Source organism: Reichenbachiella sp. (assembly GCF_039944555.1).
Lineage (GTDB): Bacteria > Bacteroidota > Bacteroidia > Cytophagales > Cyclobacteriaceae > Reichenbachiella.
On record NZ_JBDUYN010000009.1, the window covers coordinates 245717 to 263688 of the forward strand.

The following is a 17972-nucleotide window of genomic DNA, read 5'->3' on the forward strand; positions in this document are numbered from 1 at the left end:
CTGGAATTCAAGACCAAATTAATAAAGAATTTTATGCCGGAAACAATTTATCACAAAAATGAGTATTACCTCAAGACTTATTAAATTCGAGCTGAATTATCATTACCCATGCCCAAAAACCAAACAGTTATCATTACAGGAGGAACATCAGGAATTGGTAAAGCCTGTGCGGAGCTCTACGCCTCTAAAAGTTACAATATCGTAATTACAGGACGCAATAAGGAGCGCCTGGATACGGAAGTACAATCTCTAAAAAATTCCGGCCACCAAGCGCTTGGCATTCAGGCCGATGCAGCTAGTGAAATGGGAGCACAAAAGGTGGTCGAACAAACAATCGAAGTTTTTGGAGGTTTGGACGTACTGATTTGTAATGCGGGGGTATCCATGAGAGCAATGTTTGAAGATCTCGATTTGAAGGTTTTCAAGGAGGTCATGGATATCAACTTTATGGGTACTGTCAACTACGTAAAATATGCCCTACCCCACCTTTTAGCGTCCAAGGGTACGATAATTGGCATCTCGTCAATCAATGGGCACCGTGGAACGCCCGCGCGAACGGCCTATTCTTCATCCAAGTTCGCCATGGAAGGATTTTTTGAGGCCCTACGAACCGAACTTCTGTATCGCGGGGTTCATGTATTGGTGGCGAGTCCAGGCTATACAGGAACCAATATCAGAAATGCCGCACTCACGGCCGATGGTAAAATACAGGGAGAATCACCTAAGGACGAAACGAAAATGATGACTGCAGAAGAGGTGGCTTTGCGTATTTACAAAGGGCACCAAAAGAAGACCCGTGGATTTATCCTTACCCCGCTATGCTGGTGGCTCAATTTCCTCAATCATTTCGTCCCTCGTCTGATGGACAAAATAGTTTATAATGTATTGGCAAAAGAGGCCGATTCCCCATTAAAATCTAACTAACCCGTTTGATCATTGAAGAACGGATATAGGCCTCGCGACCATTCCAATTTACCTTTATCCAAATACCCTCGTCGTCAAGGATCTTTAGACGATGGCCTTTTGTAACCACTTCTATCAAATCAGCTCCTGCCGAGGGGCCAGTCATAAGATAGGCATGATTTTCGGTAATGATGCCCAGAGGCTCTTTCAATTCAAAGTTGATCACCCAAAAGAAAACCAGCAACACGACTACTGCAGAAGACGCGTACGGCATTGCATTAGAACCGGATTTCAGCTTTCTATAGACCGCTATTCCAGCTAGAAATAGTGCTATTAGGAACAACAAGGCATTGAACTCTACATAATACTTATTGATCAGACCTTTAAAAAAAACAGCATCTGACAGCGAAAAACCATTTAGACTATGCTCCTCTGCCAACTCTTGCATCTTGTTTTGCGCACGTTTGTCAGAGGTTTGTTGGTAATATTTATTTAAATAAATCAACGCCTGACTGTAGTCTCCTAACCCCTCTTTGATGTAAGCCATTTTCATCAACATTTGCGGCGATGCTTCGTTTCGCTCCTCCAAAATCTTCTCGTATATTTCGAAAGACTCCGTATATTTTTGCAGCTTAAATAATGAATCGGCCTTCAGTAATCCATCATTGGTTTTGGCCATTAAAGGCAAAAAAGAAGAGGTCATCTGGACAACCAAAAGTATTGTAATAATTTTGAAGATATTGTTTTGTTTTTTACTCATCTCGTGCCTACATTTGCAACCGCAAAATAAGGGAAGGTTCTAGAAAAAAGAAACTTTCCAATGCGAAAAAAGAATGATTCGTTAGCTCAGCTGGTAGAGCAACGCCCTTTTAAGGCGTGGGTCCTGGGTTCGAGCCCCAGACGAATCACAACAAGAGAAAATCTCGGTAATCGCCGAGGTTTTTTTATTGTCCATATTCCAGCAGATTCGTTAGCTCAGCTGGTAGAGCAACGCCCTTTTAAGGCGTGGGTCCTGGGTTCGAGCCCCAGACGAATCACTCCAAAACCATTGTACGAAAGTGTGATGGTTTTTTTTATTGTTCAATTTTCTGGCTCACTCTGTCTTTCTCACGGATTGGAAATTTCAGGTATAAGTTTTTACATCATAAAAGAAAGCTCTTTGATGTCAATTTATCACCTTTAAACTGCTCTGGATAAATGTTCTTTTTTTCAGATTTTTCTGGCAAAGAAAATCAATTACTCTATCCCCAACTTTACGGACTGACCTCAGTTATCCAGCCGATTAATTCTTAACCCGACGATTACCTTTTACTTGGATCTGATTGGCGATGAAAAAAAAATCCCTCACCACGTGAGGTGAGGGACTTATGCCGTCGGAATTAGTTAGGTTGATATCAGCTTCCCGACAGCTACATACCTATCTTTATCAGAGATGAGGTGGCCAAGTCAGCATGCAGTTGAATTGTGATTTAAACGAATTGCAGCATTTTGAGAAAGACTGCTTCTGACTTGTCTTAACAAATCTAGATACCGACGCTCCTAACCGCAATAGGTACTATTGCCCAAATCCAATCTAGGCATTTGTCTTAGATAAGACAATAGGGTAATAACCTATAGTTATCCTCTCTGATGATGCTGTGAGGCCATTTCTCTGTTTAGAATAGGAATGGTTGCTTCTCACATGATCTGAAGGTATGAGAACAAATGCGGCGGTTTATTAATTATAGTAGTCCGTGGCTAAAATCCTTTGTACAGTAACATAGTTGTATCCATCCACTATGAGTTGGAACGTGACATTCAATTCGTCGATAGACTGCGGAGTATACAGCATGACAAAACCATCGTATCCGTCCAGGCGTTGCACGGCAAATGGATGTAAAACTGCCCAGCCGGCCTCTATGGCTGCAAGCGCTCTGTCAGGTTCTAAGAAGATATGCAAGCTACCATCGGTATGAATATGAGCAAATTCCCGGTCGCCAATAATTGCATCTGGTACACCTATATTCAGGTCTTCCGTTAGCCATAAAGCCTGCCAGGGCGCAACTACAGACGCTCGATTCTCTACCCCTGGTAAGGAGTATACTCTTCGAAACATTTCGTCGTTGACCTCTGGCACAAGATCGACATCAATCTGCTGGTGAGGTATCCCTGTCGTCGTTTCGGGAATGGCATCAGATCGCACAGGTAATTCGACATACTCAAGCGGCTCGACCACGTTGCCATCGTCTATTGGTGGCTCATCCTTGTTGCTACAAGAAACTCCGGTAAGGAAAACCAATAGTATTAATACCTTGATCCTTAAATTGGGTGATATTTTTAGCAATGTAGATGGCATGTTTCCGGCTATGAGCCTACCCCAAGATAACCAATATTTATATCATTCCAGGTAGGACTTCACATCTTCCAGCGCCTTCCTTTCCTCTGATACTGGTAGAAAGGGCCAATCTCACCGTCGCGATTTTGCTTGAAACAGCTTTGTAAGCCTATCCATTCACTCTTGCAAGATTGATTCAGTTTTTCTTAGTTTATTCTTAGACCAGTTTTTCGGGGAGGCTGCATTGTGACCTTTTAGTCCTATAACACCAAAGCCCAACCACAAGGTCAGGCTTTGATAGGGAATGATTTAAATGTCTAAATGATCGGATTCTATAATTCTTTAATAGATGTTAAAGTTGTCCAAAATTCTTCCTCGTATTTGTCTGCAATGTTTTTTGTCATGTCCATATAAAGCTGAATACCTTTATTTGTATCGGTTATTAGATGAACCATGAATAGTACATGCTCAAGTCCTCCCGATGTATATGAAGCATTTATAAAGCAGCCATTCTTAAGTTCTAAGGGATATTGTTTGTCTGATTGAATGTAGGTTTCATTTATTTTAATCCCTCTTTCTAAAAATGTATGTCTCTTATTCAAAGAGTACAGAGTGACATCACCATTGTATGCTGTTGCATCGTCGATGTATAGCATAATCGCTGGAGAAATTGCTCTTCCTTCTGGGTCTAAAACACTAGACCGATTGAATATATATTCATCTTTACTTTGAGCTGATTGTTCAGACAGTTTCCATTCATTATTAGGCAAACGTAATCGTAGATTCGCTTCTTGAAATTCAAAAATGGTCTTGTAATTAATTGTTTTAGGTAACTCTCCAAAACTGTTATAATATTTCCATTCTCCTTCTCTTTCACCTGTAACAAAGTGTCCTTCACTGTGCTTAGTTCCATCTTTCCTAAAGTATTGAGTAAATCCATGCTGAAACCCATCTTTGAAGCTGGTCAATATTGATTTATTTCCATTGGAGTGATATTCTTCCCAAACTCCATTCAATTGACCTCCTTCATAAGTTTCTTTTGCTTCAATATTTCCATTGTCAAAGAACCAAAGGTGTTCTCCAACTTCTTTACCGCTCTTGTATGTTCCTTTGTGTTTTAGTTGTCCATTCTTATGATACCATTCAAAATACCCTTCCTTGACTGCAGGTATAGTAAGTGATGAAAATGTCCCAGACATTTGTAGTTGATTGTTAGAGAAGTAGTAATCTCTTCTATCCCATAATGTGTCTTGTTTTCTTTGTAGTCTATAATATTCAGCGTTGCTACGTATCGTTTGTTCCCACTTCATACTTAAATAAGTAGTGTCTTGACTAAATACGTTATGAGACGCAAGGAAAATTATGATTGCTGTAATATTTTTCATTGTATGTAATATTTTACGGTTATATCCCTGCCTTCCACCAATGTTGTGCAGAAATAAAAAATCAGTGTGTCTCCTCTGGTCGTAGCGTCCGCTAAGACCTATTCAATAAAGTATACATCAATTTTTCCTTGCGCATTCTTTTGATAGGACGAGCAACTACTCCAAATCCAAGAGTTTGGATCATCCACAAAACCAGCTTCTACCGGATTATTATGAATATAGTCTAAACGTTGGTCCATCATTTCATTTGAACTGAGTTCTATTGGATGATTGTTCTGTTGCCACAGTTGAAAACTATTGTTTCTCTTATTCTTCTTACCAGCTCTTTCAAACATCCAAATTAACCACTCCCTCCTACTTTCTTTACCATTTTCTTTGATCTTATTTTTTAACTGACTCGATGTATAACTCTTGAAATCTCTAATTGTATCCGACAAATTACTACCCTCTTCTGAACTAACAATTAGATGGATGTGACTTGTCATTATGCAATAGGCATACAGTCTAAGCCCCTTATGGATTTTACAGTAGTTGAGGCTCTCAACAATGGTTTCTTTGTATTCATCTCTGATGAATAAATCGATCCAATTGACAACCGTGAAGGTCACGAAATAAAGACCCTGCTGGTCTCGAATAGCATACTTTCTTCCCATTAAGTGAAGATAGTTAATTGGATAGATAGAGCGGACGCTCTTGACCATAATAGGTCGTAGGACCGCTGCGCTTAACCTACAACCAGTGGGAAGTCCCACTGGACGACTTAGGAGAACGATCTAAGAATCTTGCCGAAATTAGGAAAATGATAAATGTGCATAATTCGTACGCTCCAAAAATTCCATAGAAAACCAAAACTGTTGAGAAGAATCGCAATTCTGGTGAATGTGGTTTAGGCTTGACATCGGATTTATAGTTTTCATAATCAGCAATATATTCCTCATAGTTCATTTTTTGTAAACTTGCTTCATACTCCTCTTGTTTATTGTCAATCTGCCAACTCCCAAATACAATTGAAACTATAAAAATTAATACAATTTTGATCAATGTACTTGTGGTAATTTTAATTGCCATTTTGGAATATTTCGGTGTGAACAAACTCAAACCCACCAAAGCCCAACCACAAGGTCAGGCTTTGATAGGGAATGAATATACCGTTAATTGATACTATCATTTATAAAACTCATATTCATATTTCAATGTATAGTTGTTTCTTCTGGTCGAATCCAACAAGCCATCATCGCCTAAAAAATCTTCAACAATCAATTCTTCTCTGCTGAAATATTTAGCCTTGATTAAAGTTCCATTTTTGCTATACTCGAAATTCCATCGTTGCTTAGGAACATCAGCACCTTTATCAAAAGCTTGCTTAGCAATGATTTTTTCATTTTCATACTTATACTTTGTCACTGCTCCATTGTTTAGGTTAGTTTCTTCTTGTATTTTTCCATTATCATCAAATAGAAATTTGATAACCCTATCAGCAGAATCTAAATCTTCTGTTGTAAACTCCCATCTCATATGTTTAATCCAATTCCAATTTTGAATAACAGAGTTTCCTTCTTTGTAATATTCAAGGTAGTAATTTGAAGGTGTATCATGATTTAACATCATTCTTGTCAGATTTCCGATACTATCGTACTTATACTCTTTAGTTGAGAAATTATCAGATGCAATCTCAATTCTTCCTTTAAGGTCAAACAATAGCGTATCTCTAAGATTAGGAGACAGTTCATTATATGACAATTGCATTCTAATACCCTTGCCTTTATATGACTCGATAAGGGGATCATTTTCCAAGGCAGGGATTTCACTTAATCCCAAAGAGTTGCCAGAACAATTCAAGAAGAAAAATGTAATTGCAAGCCAAACATGTCCAAAGAATCTACTCTTACTTTCCATTTTTATTTTTTTGATAATTATCTGTTGACTTATTAGTACCATAACGCTGCTGAATTGCTTCTATATATATTTGATTGTTGCCTGGATTTGTGATGCTTTGTTTTCCGTTCCTATCAACATCTGCTGCCATATCATTTCCTCCCTGCATAATTCCAGAATTGGTATGTCCATATTCGCCACTATTCGACATTTGATCATAGATTTTCTTGGCGCTGTGTCCAGCTCCATGTATCAATGACCAACCTGAGCCTTCAGTTGCTGTAATACCATTAACATCCTTATTCAAGTTGTTTTTGTGGTCAATAAGTATTCCTTTCTTATCTCCACTTTTTCCCTTATTTGAAGTTTCAGGATTATCCCTTGAACTCCAAGGTCTTGTACCATCCTCTAGGTGATCAGTCCATTCTGAATCAATTTTACTTGCTGTATCAACTATATCTTTTCGGTCTTCTCCTATTACAGCCCAATTGTCTGTTTCATCAAGGTTATCTGCATCAAATTCACCATTAGCTTCAGAATCATATACAGTAACTGTCGTTTCCAAACCTAGTTCCTCAAAGATTTTATTAGCTATATCCGCAGCTGCCTGTGCCTCTTTTGTATCCATGTCGCCTGCAGCGATTAGGTATATGGTATTATCCATCCCAGTGGGATCGGTAAATAACAAAGGATTATTGAAGGCGTAATTATATGGAGTAACCATTTCATAGAAATCCCCATGTGGATCAACTGAATTAAACCTACCCAAGACAGCATCATACATTCTAGCTTCAAAGTCAAACACCTGCCAGTCTTGCTGTTCCTCTTTTCCCCCAAACTTAAAGTTCTGCCCCACACTCGCAGCCCTAGCATAAGAACCAAACGTCAACCCAAAGGGATAATAATCATCCTTACTCACGATCGGACTATGCGTATGCGTCACCTTCATATCATCAAAGTAAACCGGTTGTGTGCCTTTACTTTGCATCAAGTCAAGTTTTCATAGGCCGTCTGCCTCGATGCTAAGATAGATATTTTAGCCTCCCTTGACTATCTCTTTTAGTTCATTATAAAGGTTCAAAACACCATCTGCGGAGTCTATGTAATCAAGCCTTAATCTTAGGTGGTTAACATCCGGGTGTTTTTTCGACAGTTTGCTGATAGCCTTTTCAAAGTATTTCAACAATCGTTTCACTCGTAGCTTATGCTGATTTGGGCTACACATGTAGGTGTGACCGTTCTCATATTGAACTAGGCTTTCATAAAATCCTTTTAAGGTCTGTTCATCTCTTGAACCATGTTTGACTTTCAGTTGAGTTCTCAGGAACATTTCTATTAATGTACTCTGCTTGTAAGTTTCAATATTATTCATAATCAATTATTTAAAGTTTACTGAACAAAAGAAGACTAAGTACTTAAATAATTATAGGACAGGAAAGGACATGGTCAAAATGCGCAATTCTGAGCTGTATAAAGCGTTTTATTATTTCGCAAGTAGTAATAAGGTGTTCATTCCCAATATTACCCAGTTAGAAATCCAATCATAAATCGCTCGGAATATGTCTGCTGTTTTTGGATAGTGTTTGTTATTCCCCAAATTAGTGGGATAACAAACATTAATGTGTATTGTACAATAGTTACTCTCAATTAATGCCACTTAAAACCTAACCAATGAATGCTTTATCTGAATCCTTGGTTGAAAATTCCAAATCAGCAATGATTGCCTGTGTTGAATTGCACAACAAGCCCGTTTTTCCATACCGATATGAAATCTGCGTAATACTTGCAATCAACTCTTGGGAGCTAATTCTAAAGGCATTCATAAATGTCAATATGCCGGAAGTTAAACTTCTAAGAAAAGATGGAACAACAAAGCCTTTTGAAGAATGTCTTGAAATTGTTACAAGCAAATTGGGTAAAGATTTTAGAGTACAACAAGAAAATCTATCCAATCTCTATGAATTCAGGTGCAACATTATTCATTTCTATAAAGACCACGTTGGAACAATTATTTATTCTCTTCTCCACAAAAACGTAATTTTTTACAACGAATTTCTAAAGAAATTTTTCAACATTGACTTAGCGGAAGAAACTAACCTTGTTTTACTACCGATAGGTTTTAAGCCATTTAGTGGGCCGATTGATTTTTTATCAGCGAATTCCGATGTTAAGGAGAGTTCAACTGCTATTGAATCCTTTGTTAAAAGCATCCTTACATCTACGGAGAAACTGAATTCTGAAGGAATTGAAGATTCGATTTTCACTGTGTACAACATGAGTGTTATTAACGAAAAAAGAGTAAAAAATGCAGACATTATTACGGCGATTACAAAAAACCCTGACGAATCAGCTTTGAAGGTATCAACCGTACATGAAGTGGTGCAAATATCAGATGATGAGGATGCCAAAAAGGTTAAGATAGAGGAAGAGACACTTTTTAAAACAATATATACTCTCAGTTTTTACGATGTAACTAACCAATCAAGACAGTTATATTCAGACTTCAAACAAAATGCTAAATTCAATAAAATAATGTCTGGAATCAAAGGAAATCCAAACCTTCACCGAAAGCGGTTTTTAGACCCGAACTCAACAGCTGGAATGGGCAAGGACTACTATAGCCTAAAGATCTTCGAAGAATTAGCGAATCATTATACCAAAAAATAACTGTAGGTGACAAATGCTAAAAATCCATAGACTAATGAGCTATTTGCAAAAAGTATTTCATTCTGATAATTTTAATGAAATTAGAAAAGGCAGAGCCTATGGTTTTAGCTTGACATTAACTGCCATAAGTACTCAATGGAAATAGTTGCTATCATAATATCAATTTTAGCCTTGATAATCTCAGGCTGGACGTCTTTCAGTACTTGGAGGAAGGATAAGCATGAACTCAAACATTCGGTAAAAGCACGTATTAGCGCCTTAACTGGTAACTACATCAACCTTAGGAGTAATTTCGAAACTTTAATAGATAAGCTAGAAAATATTGACACTCCAATTTCTAAGCTAAATGATGAAAGAAAATCAATCGTAGAAAACCTAGAATCTTGCATGCAAACTTTATCGAACATGATAATTGATTCAACCGAATTACTGGAAAATCTTAGTAAACCTTCTAAGGTCGCAGATCAACTTTATGAATTTGAAATTAGCCTTAATGAATTCCAAAGCACCTATGAAGGCATGCATGAGTTGTATGTAGGTATTAGAAAAAACGCTAACAACAGCAATTAGCCGCATGAATTTTATACTAAAACTTAGACATTGGCAGGTATTTCTGATTCTCCTTCTGGCATCTCTAACATCCAACTTTACGTGGGAGAACCACGATCTGTTTAACTTGGCTCTGAATACCTTCGGACTAATTTTATACTTCTTTTGGTATTTTGTAGTAGGTCTAGAACTGACTGAACACCTGCCTCCGAGAGTTGAACTATCTCGAACACTTTTCATAGTGAACGCCTTTGTTCTCGTTTTTTCAATAATCATTATTGTGATTGCCTTTGATGGACACTTTTCCAGCAATGGTTTTGTCGGATTCCTCTGGGTCGCTTATATGATGTATGCCATGTTCCAGTTTATGTTCTACCCAAGCAAGGCCCTTAGAACTATTGAACTAAAAAGCGAAGCAACAATTGGCCAATATTTTAGCTATTTTCTTCTGATCATTTTTTGGCCAATTGGTATATGGTGGATTCAACCTAAACTGAACGAAATCGAAACAGCAAGTAAAATGAGATAGGAGCGCATGGTCTTGCCAGATTTTGGAATCTTCATTACCAGACTGACACTCCCCCTCATAGATGACATTCAGATTGGCTTTTTGAGGTTAGCTCACTATCTTCACTTCAATAAATTAACTTAATCAGTGAAACTAAGACAAGAAAAACAAAGGTATTAACCTTAGCAACAAAATAATCAGGCCAAATTGACATTAAGTTTAGCAGTAATAATGCTGACAAAATCAGTGCGGACGCAAAGACTCGAGCACCTTCAGTCTGCGTTTTATACCCCCTTTCAATCGACTTCAAAAAAAAGAAAATGCTACTGAACAAGCAATTATAGAGTTTCATTTTGGGCTATTGAAGTTAATTTAAAAACTCCTGAAAAAATAAATGATTCCTGCAATCAGCATTATTATAGCTCCAAAATACACTTTGGGCTTCGATAAGAATTCATCATCTTTTGAACTTGGCATTCTCCGAGCAAGAAGAAACAATATTGCAGAAATGATGACGAAAAGAAGCCCCAATAATAAGTTATAAGAATCCATGCATTTATAATTTCATAAACCACCAAAGCCCAACCACAAGGTCAGGCTTTGATATCATTTCTCCTTTGCAACTGAGACCATAAATAATTATTACTTGCTTTGACTTACAGCTAGTATGGTTTGAACATTTAACTTCTCGATAACTGAAAGCATTTCATTTACGTCATCATATCTCGGATTATACCAAGTTTGCTTCGAAAAGTACTCTTGCCATTTTGGTGTTTTGAATTTGTAACCATGATAAGCGAATATTTCATTTCGCATGACATCTAGCTCATCCTTATTAAATTTGGTCAGTTCCACTTTATCCAATAGTTTGTTTGAACATTGAACAAATTCTCTACTATCCGCTGAAAGATTACTTGAAAACTCTACAATGACATTATCAGAAACATAGAAATATTTAAAAGTTGTTACCTCCTGATTAGTTTTTTGAACTTCAAGAATTGAATCATTTACCAATTTAAATTTAAAGTCATACAAATTATCGGGGCCAAATGATTGACCAAACATATACTTCTTATCATGCCTTTCACCATCCTCATTCATTAAAAAAACTAAGTGCTCTGAAAACCCTCCTCCCATTCCTAGTGCACGTTCTATTACCAAAATTACCTTACTGTCTAATTTCCTTTTTCCTACTGCATAAAGAACAGCATCATTATTCATCAAATCTTTAAAATATAAATTTGAAACGTCCTTTGAAATTTCGGTGGATCTATAATCTACCTTCTCATTCTCCATGGTTTCAAATGAAATTAACAATTCACGAAATCCACTCTGAAAGAATGCCGTTGAAACGAATAGTATTAATAATAAGTTCTTCATATCACTAGTCTACTTACTTTTTTTATCGTCCTTTTTCTTAGATTTTTTTGTTCCAGCATTATTCCACCATCTTAAGAATGAATCGCTGTACATACTGTCTGTTTTTTTTCTATGCAATGGATTAGGTGTTGCTGATGATTTATAGTCTTGGAAAGAATGACCAATTTTAGCATTTTTTTCCTTTTCATCTTCAACTGAAAGGGTTGTAGTTTCAACCTGTTTACCGGTATATGGAGCGTGAATCACTTCGAATTCCTTCACATTACCATTGGAATCTTCAATAACCTTGCCAGTTGCAATCATTACATGATATGCATTTCCTTTACTATCTGTCCTAAAAACAAGATCTCCCTTTTTCAAATCGTTAAAATCAGAATGAAGATATCCTTTACCTTCTTTTTCTGCACTTTCAAATGCTCTTAATTGATTATAGGCACCATGAGGAATGTTATCCATTAATTTATCTCTATCCGCATTAAATGCTTGTCTCGCCAGTCCCGAACAATCAATTCCGAAACTATAATTTTGGGGTACATTCATACCATGGTAATCATAAATCGCCCTGGTTGGAATCATTGGACTAGTATACATTGTACCAACAGCATTATGTAAACTTTGAGATGTTCGAATGCTATTCGAAACCATTCTTAAACCAGATCCAAAACTACCTGAAACGTTTTCTCCTCCAATATAATATGGGTTTTTACCACCAAATTCATACCAGGTTCCTAAGTAATATTTAGCCATATTTACAATATCCTCAGGGCTAAAGCCATCTGGATCTATATATCTTATTGGATTGTTGAATGCATATGCATACGGAGAAATTCTACTAGTTAGATCGGATGCAGCATCAATACCGTTCCACCTACCCAAAGCAGCATCATACATCCTAGCGCCATAGTCAGTCCAATTCAGTCCATGCTCACTAATCTTTTCCTTCCCATTATACTTAAAGTTCTGCCCCACACTCGCCGGTCTGGAATAGCTAGCGAACGTCAGGCCAAAGGGATAATAGTCATCCTTGCTCGCAATCGGAGAATGTGTATGGGTCACCTTCATATCATCAAAGTACACAGGCTGCGTGCCTTTGCTTTGCATGCTGGTATAAATATATAGATACCCAGCCTGACTGATTGTGATATCATTTAAAAACAGTTTCTCATGTGCAAAAGATGCAGCATCGCTGATCTCATGATAACCACTTTGTATTTCGTTGTAGTTCTGATCAAACAGGATGTAAGACAGATAAGCGCCTGGTACATTAGTATCTGTATTGCTTCCTAATCCGCCTGCTCCTCCATTGATGGCTTCATTCACACCTTCGAAGATCGTACCTGACTCTCCTCCTGCTCCACTACTACCTCCAAAGGCTCCTGCAAGTGTAGCAATAAAAGTCTCTTTTGCAATCGTATTGGCATAGCCTGTACCTCCTTCGTAGTACGCCCACACTTCCATGTCTATCGTATCTCCAGGCACTACACTCAAAGCAATGGCCGGACCTACTGAATGCAAACTGTCTTGCCCTACTCTCGCTGCTTCATCCCCTAAAGCCGTTTTATTCGCTGATGCGTAAGTGACTCGTACTGAATCCAGGTTGTAGAAATACAACTCTTCTACGCTTGCTGAGTCGCTTTCTAAAGTGGTCAGATAAATATCTACATCGATTTCAGTCTTGAACGTCGCTCTGACATTGCCGAGGTGGTCCTTCAAGTGGTATTGGTAGTCGTAGCTTGAGATTGCTTCGCTACCGCTCGCAATGACGGGTACCACTCGGCCCTCCTCATGCTGGATAAATTGCAGGACGCTGTCTTCATAGATGAAGGCTCCCTGATAGTCTGTTCGCTTGGTTAATGTATCTGCTCCATAGACCAGTTGAGCCATTTTCACGCCTGCCGCGTCGTAGATGTATTCGATGCGGTTGGAGCCGTCGGCATTCATTTCTACCCTTGTGGGTAGATTCAGATGGTTGTAGGCGATGCTGTCGATGCCTTTGTTGGCGTCTGAGATCATGTTGCCGTTGGCATCGTAGACATACTCGTTGGTGGCATTGGCACCATCTTTAAAGCCGGTGTCTTTGCCTGAGGCATCGGTGACCTTGGTCAATTGATTACCCACATAGTCGTAGTCCAGATCATCGAAGAGCTGGGCGGCCTGGCTGTCGTGGTTGCCTGTCCTTTGCAGGGTCAGGATGTTGCCATTGGCGTCGTAGGTGATGCCTGCCACATCAAAGTCCATGCCGTGTGAGGCCGTTGTACTGTAGCCTGCGCTCTTGATCCGGTTGACCGGATCGTAGCCGTAGGCATAGCTGTTGGTCGCTACCTCAAATGGATTCTTCCAACTGGTGGCGCCAATGTTGCCATTGTACTGGCCGGCTTCATCATACTTGAGCTGCATAGCAAAATAATCGCCTGGGTCACTGACCCCTGGATCGTTGATTTTAGTGAGCCAGCCACGGATGTTGTATTGGTAGTCGACTTCCTGGCTGTATTGGCCTGCCCCTTCTCTGTTGAGTTTCTTGGTCGTGAGCTCACCGAGTTCGTTGTATTCATTTTCCAGGATAACCACAGCGGCTTCATCGTTGATTTTGTGGGTCACGCTTAACAAGCGATCGGCATGATCGTAGACAAAGTCTTTGACGAGAGTGGTGGTATCGTTGGTCAGGGCGCTCACGTGAATGTGCGTGGTTTTGGTGACCAAAGGTAATACATCACTGTAATATACATTGACCAGCGAGTCTCGATTATTCTGGTAATCCAGCGATACGGTACTTACGACTCTGAAGAAATCGTCGTACAGCGTAATCATCTCATTCCAGTCGGTTTGTCCGGGTACTTTCACCTTGCTGCCTGTCACCAGGGTTCTGGCCTCGGGTGCTGCGGAGAAATTGCCGAGTGTCCAATGGCTGTCATCGGTAAAACCATAGTTGTCGTAGTAGGTGACTGTCAACAGATCGTTAGCTGTGGCGGTCGTTGGGTAACCCGAACCATCGTAGCCCAGGAGCGCACCCGTACCTGTATAGGTTTCGTAGAAGCCTGTTCCTGTTAGTGAATCAACTTCCGCCTGAACAGTGGTGCGATTACTTCCTGTTTTCACAACGATCCCGGTCAGCACCGGACGATTCAATTCATCGTACTTGGTAAAGGACCATTGGTCATTGGCTCGTTGATTGCCATCCTGGGTCATCACCAGGCGGTCTCTTTCATCATAGACCATCAGCACAGAATCGGCTCCGGGCACTTGTTTCATGATCATGCGCTGGCGCTCGTCGTACCGGTATTGGAAAGCCCATTTGGACAGAAAGTCACCGTTCAGGGTAATGGTGGCGTTGGCCGCGGTGACACGGTATATCACTGCTCCCTTCTCCAGGGTCGTGCCTTTATTGACATGAATCAGCGCCGGTGAGGTAAAGGCAATTTTGGCGCTTGACGAGGTCGTTAAATCCTCATAATTGGAAGTCGCAGTCACCAGCTGATCTCCATTATCTGCACTTTGCCCTTCGCTTTCGTAGCGTTGCACGGCCATCGGTGGCAATACATAGCGCAGGTTGTTGAAATCATCATAGACATAGTAGGTCTGATACCAGTCGTCGTCATTGACTGGTGCTAATTCCGAAATCTGGACCTTCTTCAATATCACCTGGCCTTGCAGGTTTTTAAACTCCTGCACCTGTTTGTCGTTTTCGTCGGTGGTGATGGTTTTACTCAACACACCGGCTGCGTAACTGCCATTTCTGGTCAGCGCGTTTGAGTTGATCTCCCATTTCAACACCTCTCCCGTGGCATTGGCACTAAAATCAAATACGACAGGCTTACCCGCAGAAGTATCTGTTTTGGCCCAAGCCAAACCAGGGGCATTTGTCTTCAACACCCGATTGAGCGGTGATGCTTCAAAGGTGTTTTCGCTATAAGGAAAATCGTCCTGCGCGATGCCACTGGTGGTCGCATAGAAGGTGCCCTGCTCGTCCACTGCGTCATTCTTAAATAAAACGGATACACTACTGGTATAAGGCAAATAGGCTTTCGGGCTCCGGCCAAATTCATCATAAGCCATGGGCTGTACCATGTCCAGGCCGCTCACGGATTGATTCTCGATGACGGTCTGCATGGGTCTACCCAGGTCGTCCATAAAGTCCAATTTATTGGACACACTGTCTGTTGCGATCGGCAAATTATTTTCATCGGTCCATGCTTCTCTGAGTTGGCGGGTAGTGATATGATTGACATTGTCGGTGGCTCTTAGTGGCACAATCGTAACGGCATTGGAGCGCACCCCAAGTCCACTGACGGTCATGATGTCCACATCATAGACCCCTACCGTATCTGGCTGAAGTGTATTTGCTGTTTTACCTGCCATAGCGGCTCCGTCTTTGTACCACTGATAGGTATATCCTGCTGGAGCGGTCAAGGTTGGAGCCAATATGGAAGCTTGCGGATCGGTATTGATAAAACGTGAGCCAGCGGTCAGTTCAATGCGATCAGGATCTGCTACCACAGTCATAAGCACGTCGTCATCGTCGCTGCAGCCGGCCGTGTTGGTGAAGGTATAAGTCAAGTTGTATGTACCTTGTCCGTCCAGTCGGGCATTGTACAGGTTATTGGCAATGGTGGCCTCGGACGAGGTCCAGGCCGAGCCATTGATTTCCGAGAAAGGAAGCATGGTAATATCGCTGTTGAACACGGTAATGTCGGACCCGCCATTGGCGGTGGGTACAGGGTTTTCAGTGATGGTGATCACATCGAACATATCCTTTCTACAACCATTTCGGTCGCCCACTATTTTGTAGGTACCCAAATCCAGGTTGATCCACATCAGGCTATCGCCCTGAGCGTCACCCAGTCTATCCATGGCTGGCACATGTACATCATCTTTGAACACCTCATAGGTGACATCTGATTCTGAGCGATAGATAGAAAACTCCAAATCTACAACCTCGCCAGCGCAATAGGCGATGTCTTTTGATCCATATTGCCTTAGCGGGTATGGCCCGAGTATGCCCTGCAAAGTAAGTGCCGGGCTCCAACACTGAGAGGCCTCATCGTAGGCCCTTACATGCGTATTCGTCTCGGTATAGAGCTTTCTTTCACGCATGTTCATCACGAATTCGGTGGCAGAATGCGCGGTGTCGGTTGCATTGACTTCCCAATACCAATTTTTGTTCCGAATCACCATGGAATCGTATTCAATAATCGCACTATCACAGTAGTAATCGTGTGTGGTTGGTGCAAACGGCGTATCAGGTACTGCTCTGATGGTGTAATTGACGGTCAGTGCATTATTAGACCAGCAGCCGGTTACACCGTTTTGAGATTTTAAAAACATGGTAGTGCCGAATGTTCGCTCATAAGTAGCAGCGGCATGAACAGGGTCCGTATCGGTATTGCCGGCATCCGTCTGCCAGTACCAGGTATAGCCTGAAGCTGCAGTTCCATCCCAGGTCAATCGGGTGGTGTCACAGAGATTGACTTCGGTGATGGAAGTCACCGGAGTCGCTGGTAATGGATTTACCGTCACAGCTATAGCATTAGAGGCACTCCAGCAGCCGGTACCTTCATCCTTGGCACGGACATAATAAGTAGCTGTAGAATCTACTGCTCTTCCGGCAGAGGTAAAAGCATCATCTGACATACCATTAGAATTATTCCCTTGCCACTTCCAGAATACATTGGTTGAAGCATGTGGGGGATCTACCGCATAGATGATCTTATCTCCACAAGTATTGGTACTGACCGAATCTACCGGTATTGCCGGAGGTGTTATGGTTGTAACCACAATTGTCTCTGCCAACTCTATAGTACAACCATCCTTAGAGGCTTTGACAGTATAATTTCCTGAGAGGATTTGATTACCAAAACCAGCAGTCGTTGTTGTTTGTCCGGTAGTGGTACCGTTTCTAAATAACTCATAGGTTACGCCCGATTCGGCACTACTCAGATTGACTGGTACGCCCGCAAGGCCTGGACAGAAGCTACCACCTCCTGAAACGGTAACCGGCAATGGTGCCGTCACAATTTTTGCATCTCCTGTCATAAGGGTTGTACAACTGCCACTGACTGCATACACAGTATATGTACCTAACTGGTCGGCATCGTAGGTAAAATCAACGGCACTACCGGTACCAAAGACTTTGACTATGGTCGAGGTACCTTCTACCAACACGGGTGCAGCATTGAAGTAGAGTTGGTACTCCATTCCTGACTGTGAACCATTGAGTCCGACGGTCAGGGTGCCACTCGTGTTGCAATGGACTCCTCCTGTGACTGAATATAAGTTAGGAACGGCATCCACAGTGGCAGTTACCGCTACTCTGTCGGTATCGGTGCAGCCTGTGGTAGTGCTGTGGCTGGCTGCGTAGTACGTGGTGGTACTACTCACCGTGGGACTATAGCTG

14 protein-coding genes and 2 tRNA genes are annotated in these 17972 nt (G+C 40.9%); 6 read left to right on the forward strand and 10 right to left on the reverse strand.

Translation table 11 applies throughout. From position 1 onward, the window contains the following. Window positions 1–108: 108 nt before the first annotated feature. Window positions 109–924, forward strand: coding sequence for an SDR family oxidoreductase (locus ABJD64_RS17240; RefSeq protein ID WP_348181830.1), 816 nt, complete (start codon window positions 109–111; stop codon window positions 922–924). Here the strand turns inward: ABJD64_RS17240 and ABJD64_RS17245 are convergent. After that, entirely contained in the window at window positions 917–1663 is a 747-nt protein-coding gene (locus ABJD64_RS17245; RefSeq protein ID WP_348181831.1) for an SH3 domain-containing protein, read from the reverse strand. The genes ABJD64_RS17240 and ABJD64_RS17245 overlap by 8 nt on opposite strands. Window positions 1664–1738: 75 nt before the next feature. Between ABJD64_RS17245 and ABJD64_RS17250 the strand changes: the two genes are divergently transcribed. Beyond that, window positions 1739–1811: transfer RNA gene (locus tag ABJD64_RS17250), tRNA-Lys, on the forward strand. Between the two features lie 56 nt (window positions 1812–1867). Next, window positions 1868–1940: transfer RNA gene (locus ABJD64_RS17255), tRNA-Lys, on the forward strand. A 680-nt stretch (window positions 1941–2620) separates the two neighbouring features. Here the strand turns inward: ABJD64_RS17255 and ABJD64_RS17260 are convergent. From ABJD64_RS17260 to ABJD64_RS17290, 7 genes are all read right to left on the reverse strand, one after another. Further along, on the reverse strand, window positions 2621–3238 hold the full coding sequence (locus ABJD64_RS17260; protein ID WP_348181832.1) for a luciferase family protein: 618 nt from the start codon (window positions 3236–3238) through the stop codon (window positions 2621–2623). 311 nt (window positions 3239–3549) lie between these two features. Further along, window positions 3550–4602 carry a hypothetical protein gene (locus tag ABJD64_RS17265; protein ID WP_348181833.1) on the reverse strand — a complete coding sequence of 351 codons (1053 nt, stop codon included), beginning with the start codon at window positions 4600–4602 and terminating at the stop codon, window positions 3550–3552. 98 nt (window positions 4603–4700) lie between these two features. After that, window positions 4701–5255 (reverse strand): transposase, encoded by a 555-nt coding sequence (locus ABJD64_RS17270; protein ID WP_348181834.1) that lies wholly within the window; start codon window positions 5253–5255, stop codon window positions 4701–4703. Between the two features lie 76 nt (window positions 5256–5331). Further along, entirely contained in the window at window positions 5332–5670 is a 339-nt protein-coding gene (locus ABJD64_RS17275) for a hypothetical protein (protein WP_348181835.1), read from the reverse strand. Window positions 5671–5766: 96 nt separating this feature from the next. Then, the gene (locus ABJD64_RS17280) at window positions 5767–6498 is read right to left on the reverse strand and encodes a hypothetical protein (RefSeq protein ID WP_348181836.1); all 732 of its coding nucleotides are present in this window, start codon (window positions 6496–6498) and stop codon (window positions 5767–5769) included. After that, window positions 6488–7465 carry an RHS repeat-associated core domain-containing protein gene (locus tag ABJD64_RS17285; protein ID WP_348181837.1) on the reverse strand — a complete coding sequence of 326 codons (978 nt, stop codon included), beginning with the start codon at window positions 7463–7465 and terminating at the stop codon, window positions 6488–6490. The genes ABJD64_RS17280 and ABJD64_RS17285 overlap by 11 nt, the downstream gene beginning before the upstream one ends. Before the next feature lie 48 nt (window positions 7466–7513). Beyond that, the gene (locus tag ABJD64_RS17290; protein WP_348181838.1) at window positions 7514–7849 is read right to left on the reverse strand and encodes a hypothetical protein; all 336 of its coding nucleotides are present in this window, start codon (window positions 7847–7849) and stop codon (window positions 7514–7516) included. Between the two features lie 299 nt (window positions 7850–8148). Here ABJD64_RS17290 and ABJD64_RS17295 point away from each other — a divergent pair, with 299 nt between their 5' ends. The 3 genes from ABJD64_RS17295 (at window position 8149) to ABJD64_RS17305 (ending at window position 10222) form a co-directional block, all read left to right on the forward strand. After that, the gene (locus ABJD64_RS17295; protein ID WP_348181839.1) at window positions 8149–9144 is read left to right on the forward strand and encodes a DUF3644 domain-containing protein; all 996 of its coding nucleotides are present in this window, start codon (window positions 8149–8151) and stop codon (window positions 9142–9144) included. A 135-nt stretch (window positions 9145–9279) separates the two neighbouring features. Beyond that, complete coding sequence (locus tag ABJD64_RS17300) at window positions 9280–9714, forward strand: hypothetical protein (protein WP_348181840.1); 435 nt, start codon at window positions 9280–9282, stop codon at window positions 9712–9714. 4 nt (window positions 9715–9718) lie between these two features. Then, a complete protein-coding gene (locus ABJD64_RS17305; RefSeq protein ID WP_348181841.1) occupies window positions 9719–10222 on the forward strand; it encodes a hypothetical protein in 504 nt (167 codons plus the stop codon). 621 nt (window positions 10223–10843) lie between these two features. Here the strand turns inward: ABJD64_RS17305 and ABJD64_RS17310 are convergent. Continuing rightward, the gene (locus tag ABJD64_RS17310) at window positions 10844–11581 is read right to left on the reverse strand and encodes a YARHG domain-containing protein (protein WP_348181842.1); all 738 of its coding nucleotides are present in this window, start codon (window positions 11579–11581) and stop codon (window positions 10844–10846) included. A gap of 9 nt (window positions 11582–11590) precedes the next feature. Then, window positions 11591–17956 (reverse strand): DUF6443 domain-containing protein, encoded by a 6366-nt coding sequence (locus ABJD64_RS17315; RefSeq protein WP_348181843.1) that lies wholly within the window; start codon window positions 17954–17956, stop codon window positions 11591–11593. Window positions 17957–17972 lie beyond the last annotated feature (16 nt).

Excerpts from the sequence above, each read along its gene's own strand:
- ABJD64_RS17240 (WP_348181830.1), top strand. The coding sequence starts at position 109 with ATGCCCAAAAACCAAACAGTTATCATTACAGGAGGAACATCAGGAATT.
- ABJD64_RS17275 (WP_348181835.1), bottom strand. The coding sequence starts at position 5,670 with ATGGCAATTAAAATTACCACAAGTACATTGATCAAAATTGTATTAATT.
- ABJD64_RS17290 (WP_348181838.1), bottom strand. The coding sequence starts at position 7,849 with ATGAATAATATTGAAACTTACAAGCAGAGTACATTAATAGAAATGTTC.
- ABJD64_RS17260 (WP_348181832.1), bottom strand. The coding sequence starts at position 3,238 with ATGCCATCTACATTGCTAAAAATATCACCCAATTTAAGGATCAAGGTA.
- ABJD64_RS17285 (WP_348181837.1), bottom strand. The coding sequence starts at position 7,465 with ATGCAAAGTAAAGGCACACAACCGGTTTACTTTGATGATATGAAGGTG.
- ABJD64_RS17270 (WP_348181834.1), bottom strand. The coding sequence starts at position 5,255 with ATGGGAAGAAAGTATGCTATTCGAGACCAGCAGGGTCTTTATTTCGTG.
- ABJD64_RS17305 (WP_348181841.1), top strand. The coding sequence starts at position 9,719 with ATGAATTTTATACTAAAACTTAGACATTGGCAGGTATTTCTGATTCTC.
- ABJD64_RS17295 (WP_348181839.1), top strand. The coding sequence starts at position 8,149 with ATGAATGCTTTATCTGAATCCTTGGTTGAAAATTCCAAATCAGCAATG.
- ABJD64_RS17300 (WP_348181840.1), top strand. The coding sequence starts at position 9,280 with ATGGAAATAGTTGCTATCATAATATCAATTTTAGCCTTGATAATCTCA.
- ABJD64_RS17310 (WP_348181842.1), bottom strand. The coding sequence starts at position 11,581 with ATGAAGAACTTATTATTAATACTATTCGTTTCAACGGCATTCTTTCAG.
- ABJD64_RS17245 (WP_348181831.1), bottom strand. The coding sequence starts at position 1,663 with ATGAGTAAAAAACAAAACAATATCTTCAAAATTATTACAATACTTTTG.
- ABJD64_RS17280 (WP_348181836.1), bottom strand. The coding sequence starts at position 6,498 with ATGGAAAGTAAGAGTAGATTCTTTGGACATGTTTGGCTTGCAATTACA.
- ABJD64_RS17265 (WP_348181833.1), bottom strand. The coding sequence starts at position 4,602 with ATGAAAAATATTACAGCAATCATAATTTTCCTTGCGTCTCATAACGTA.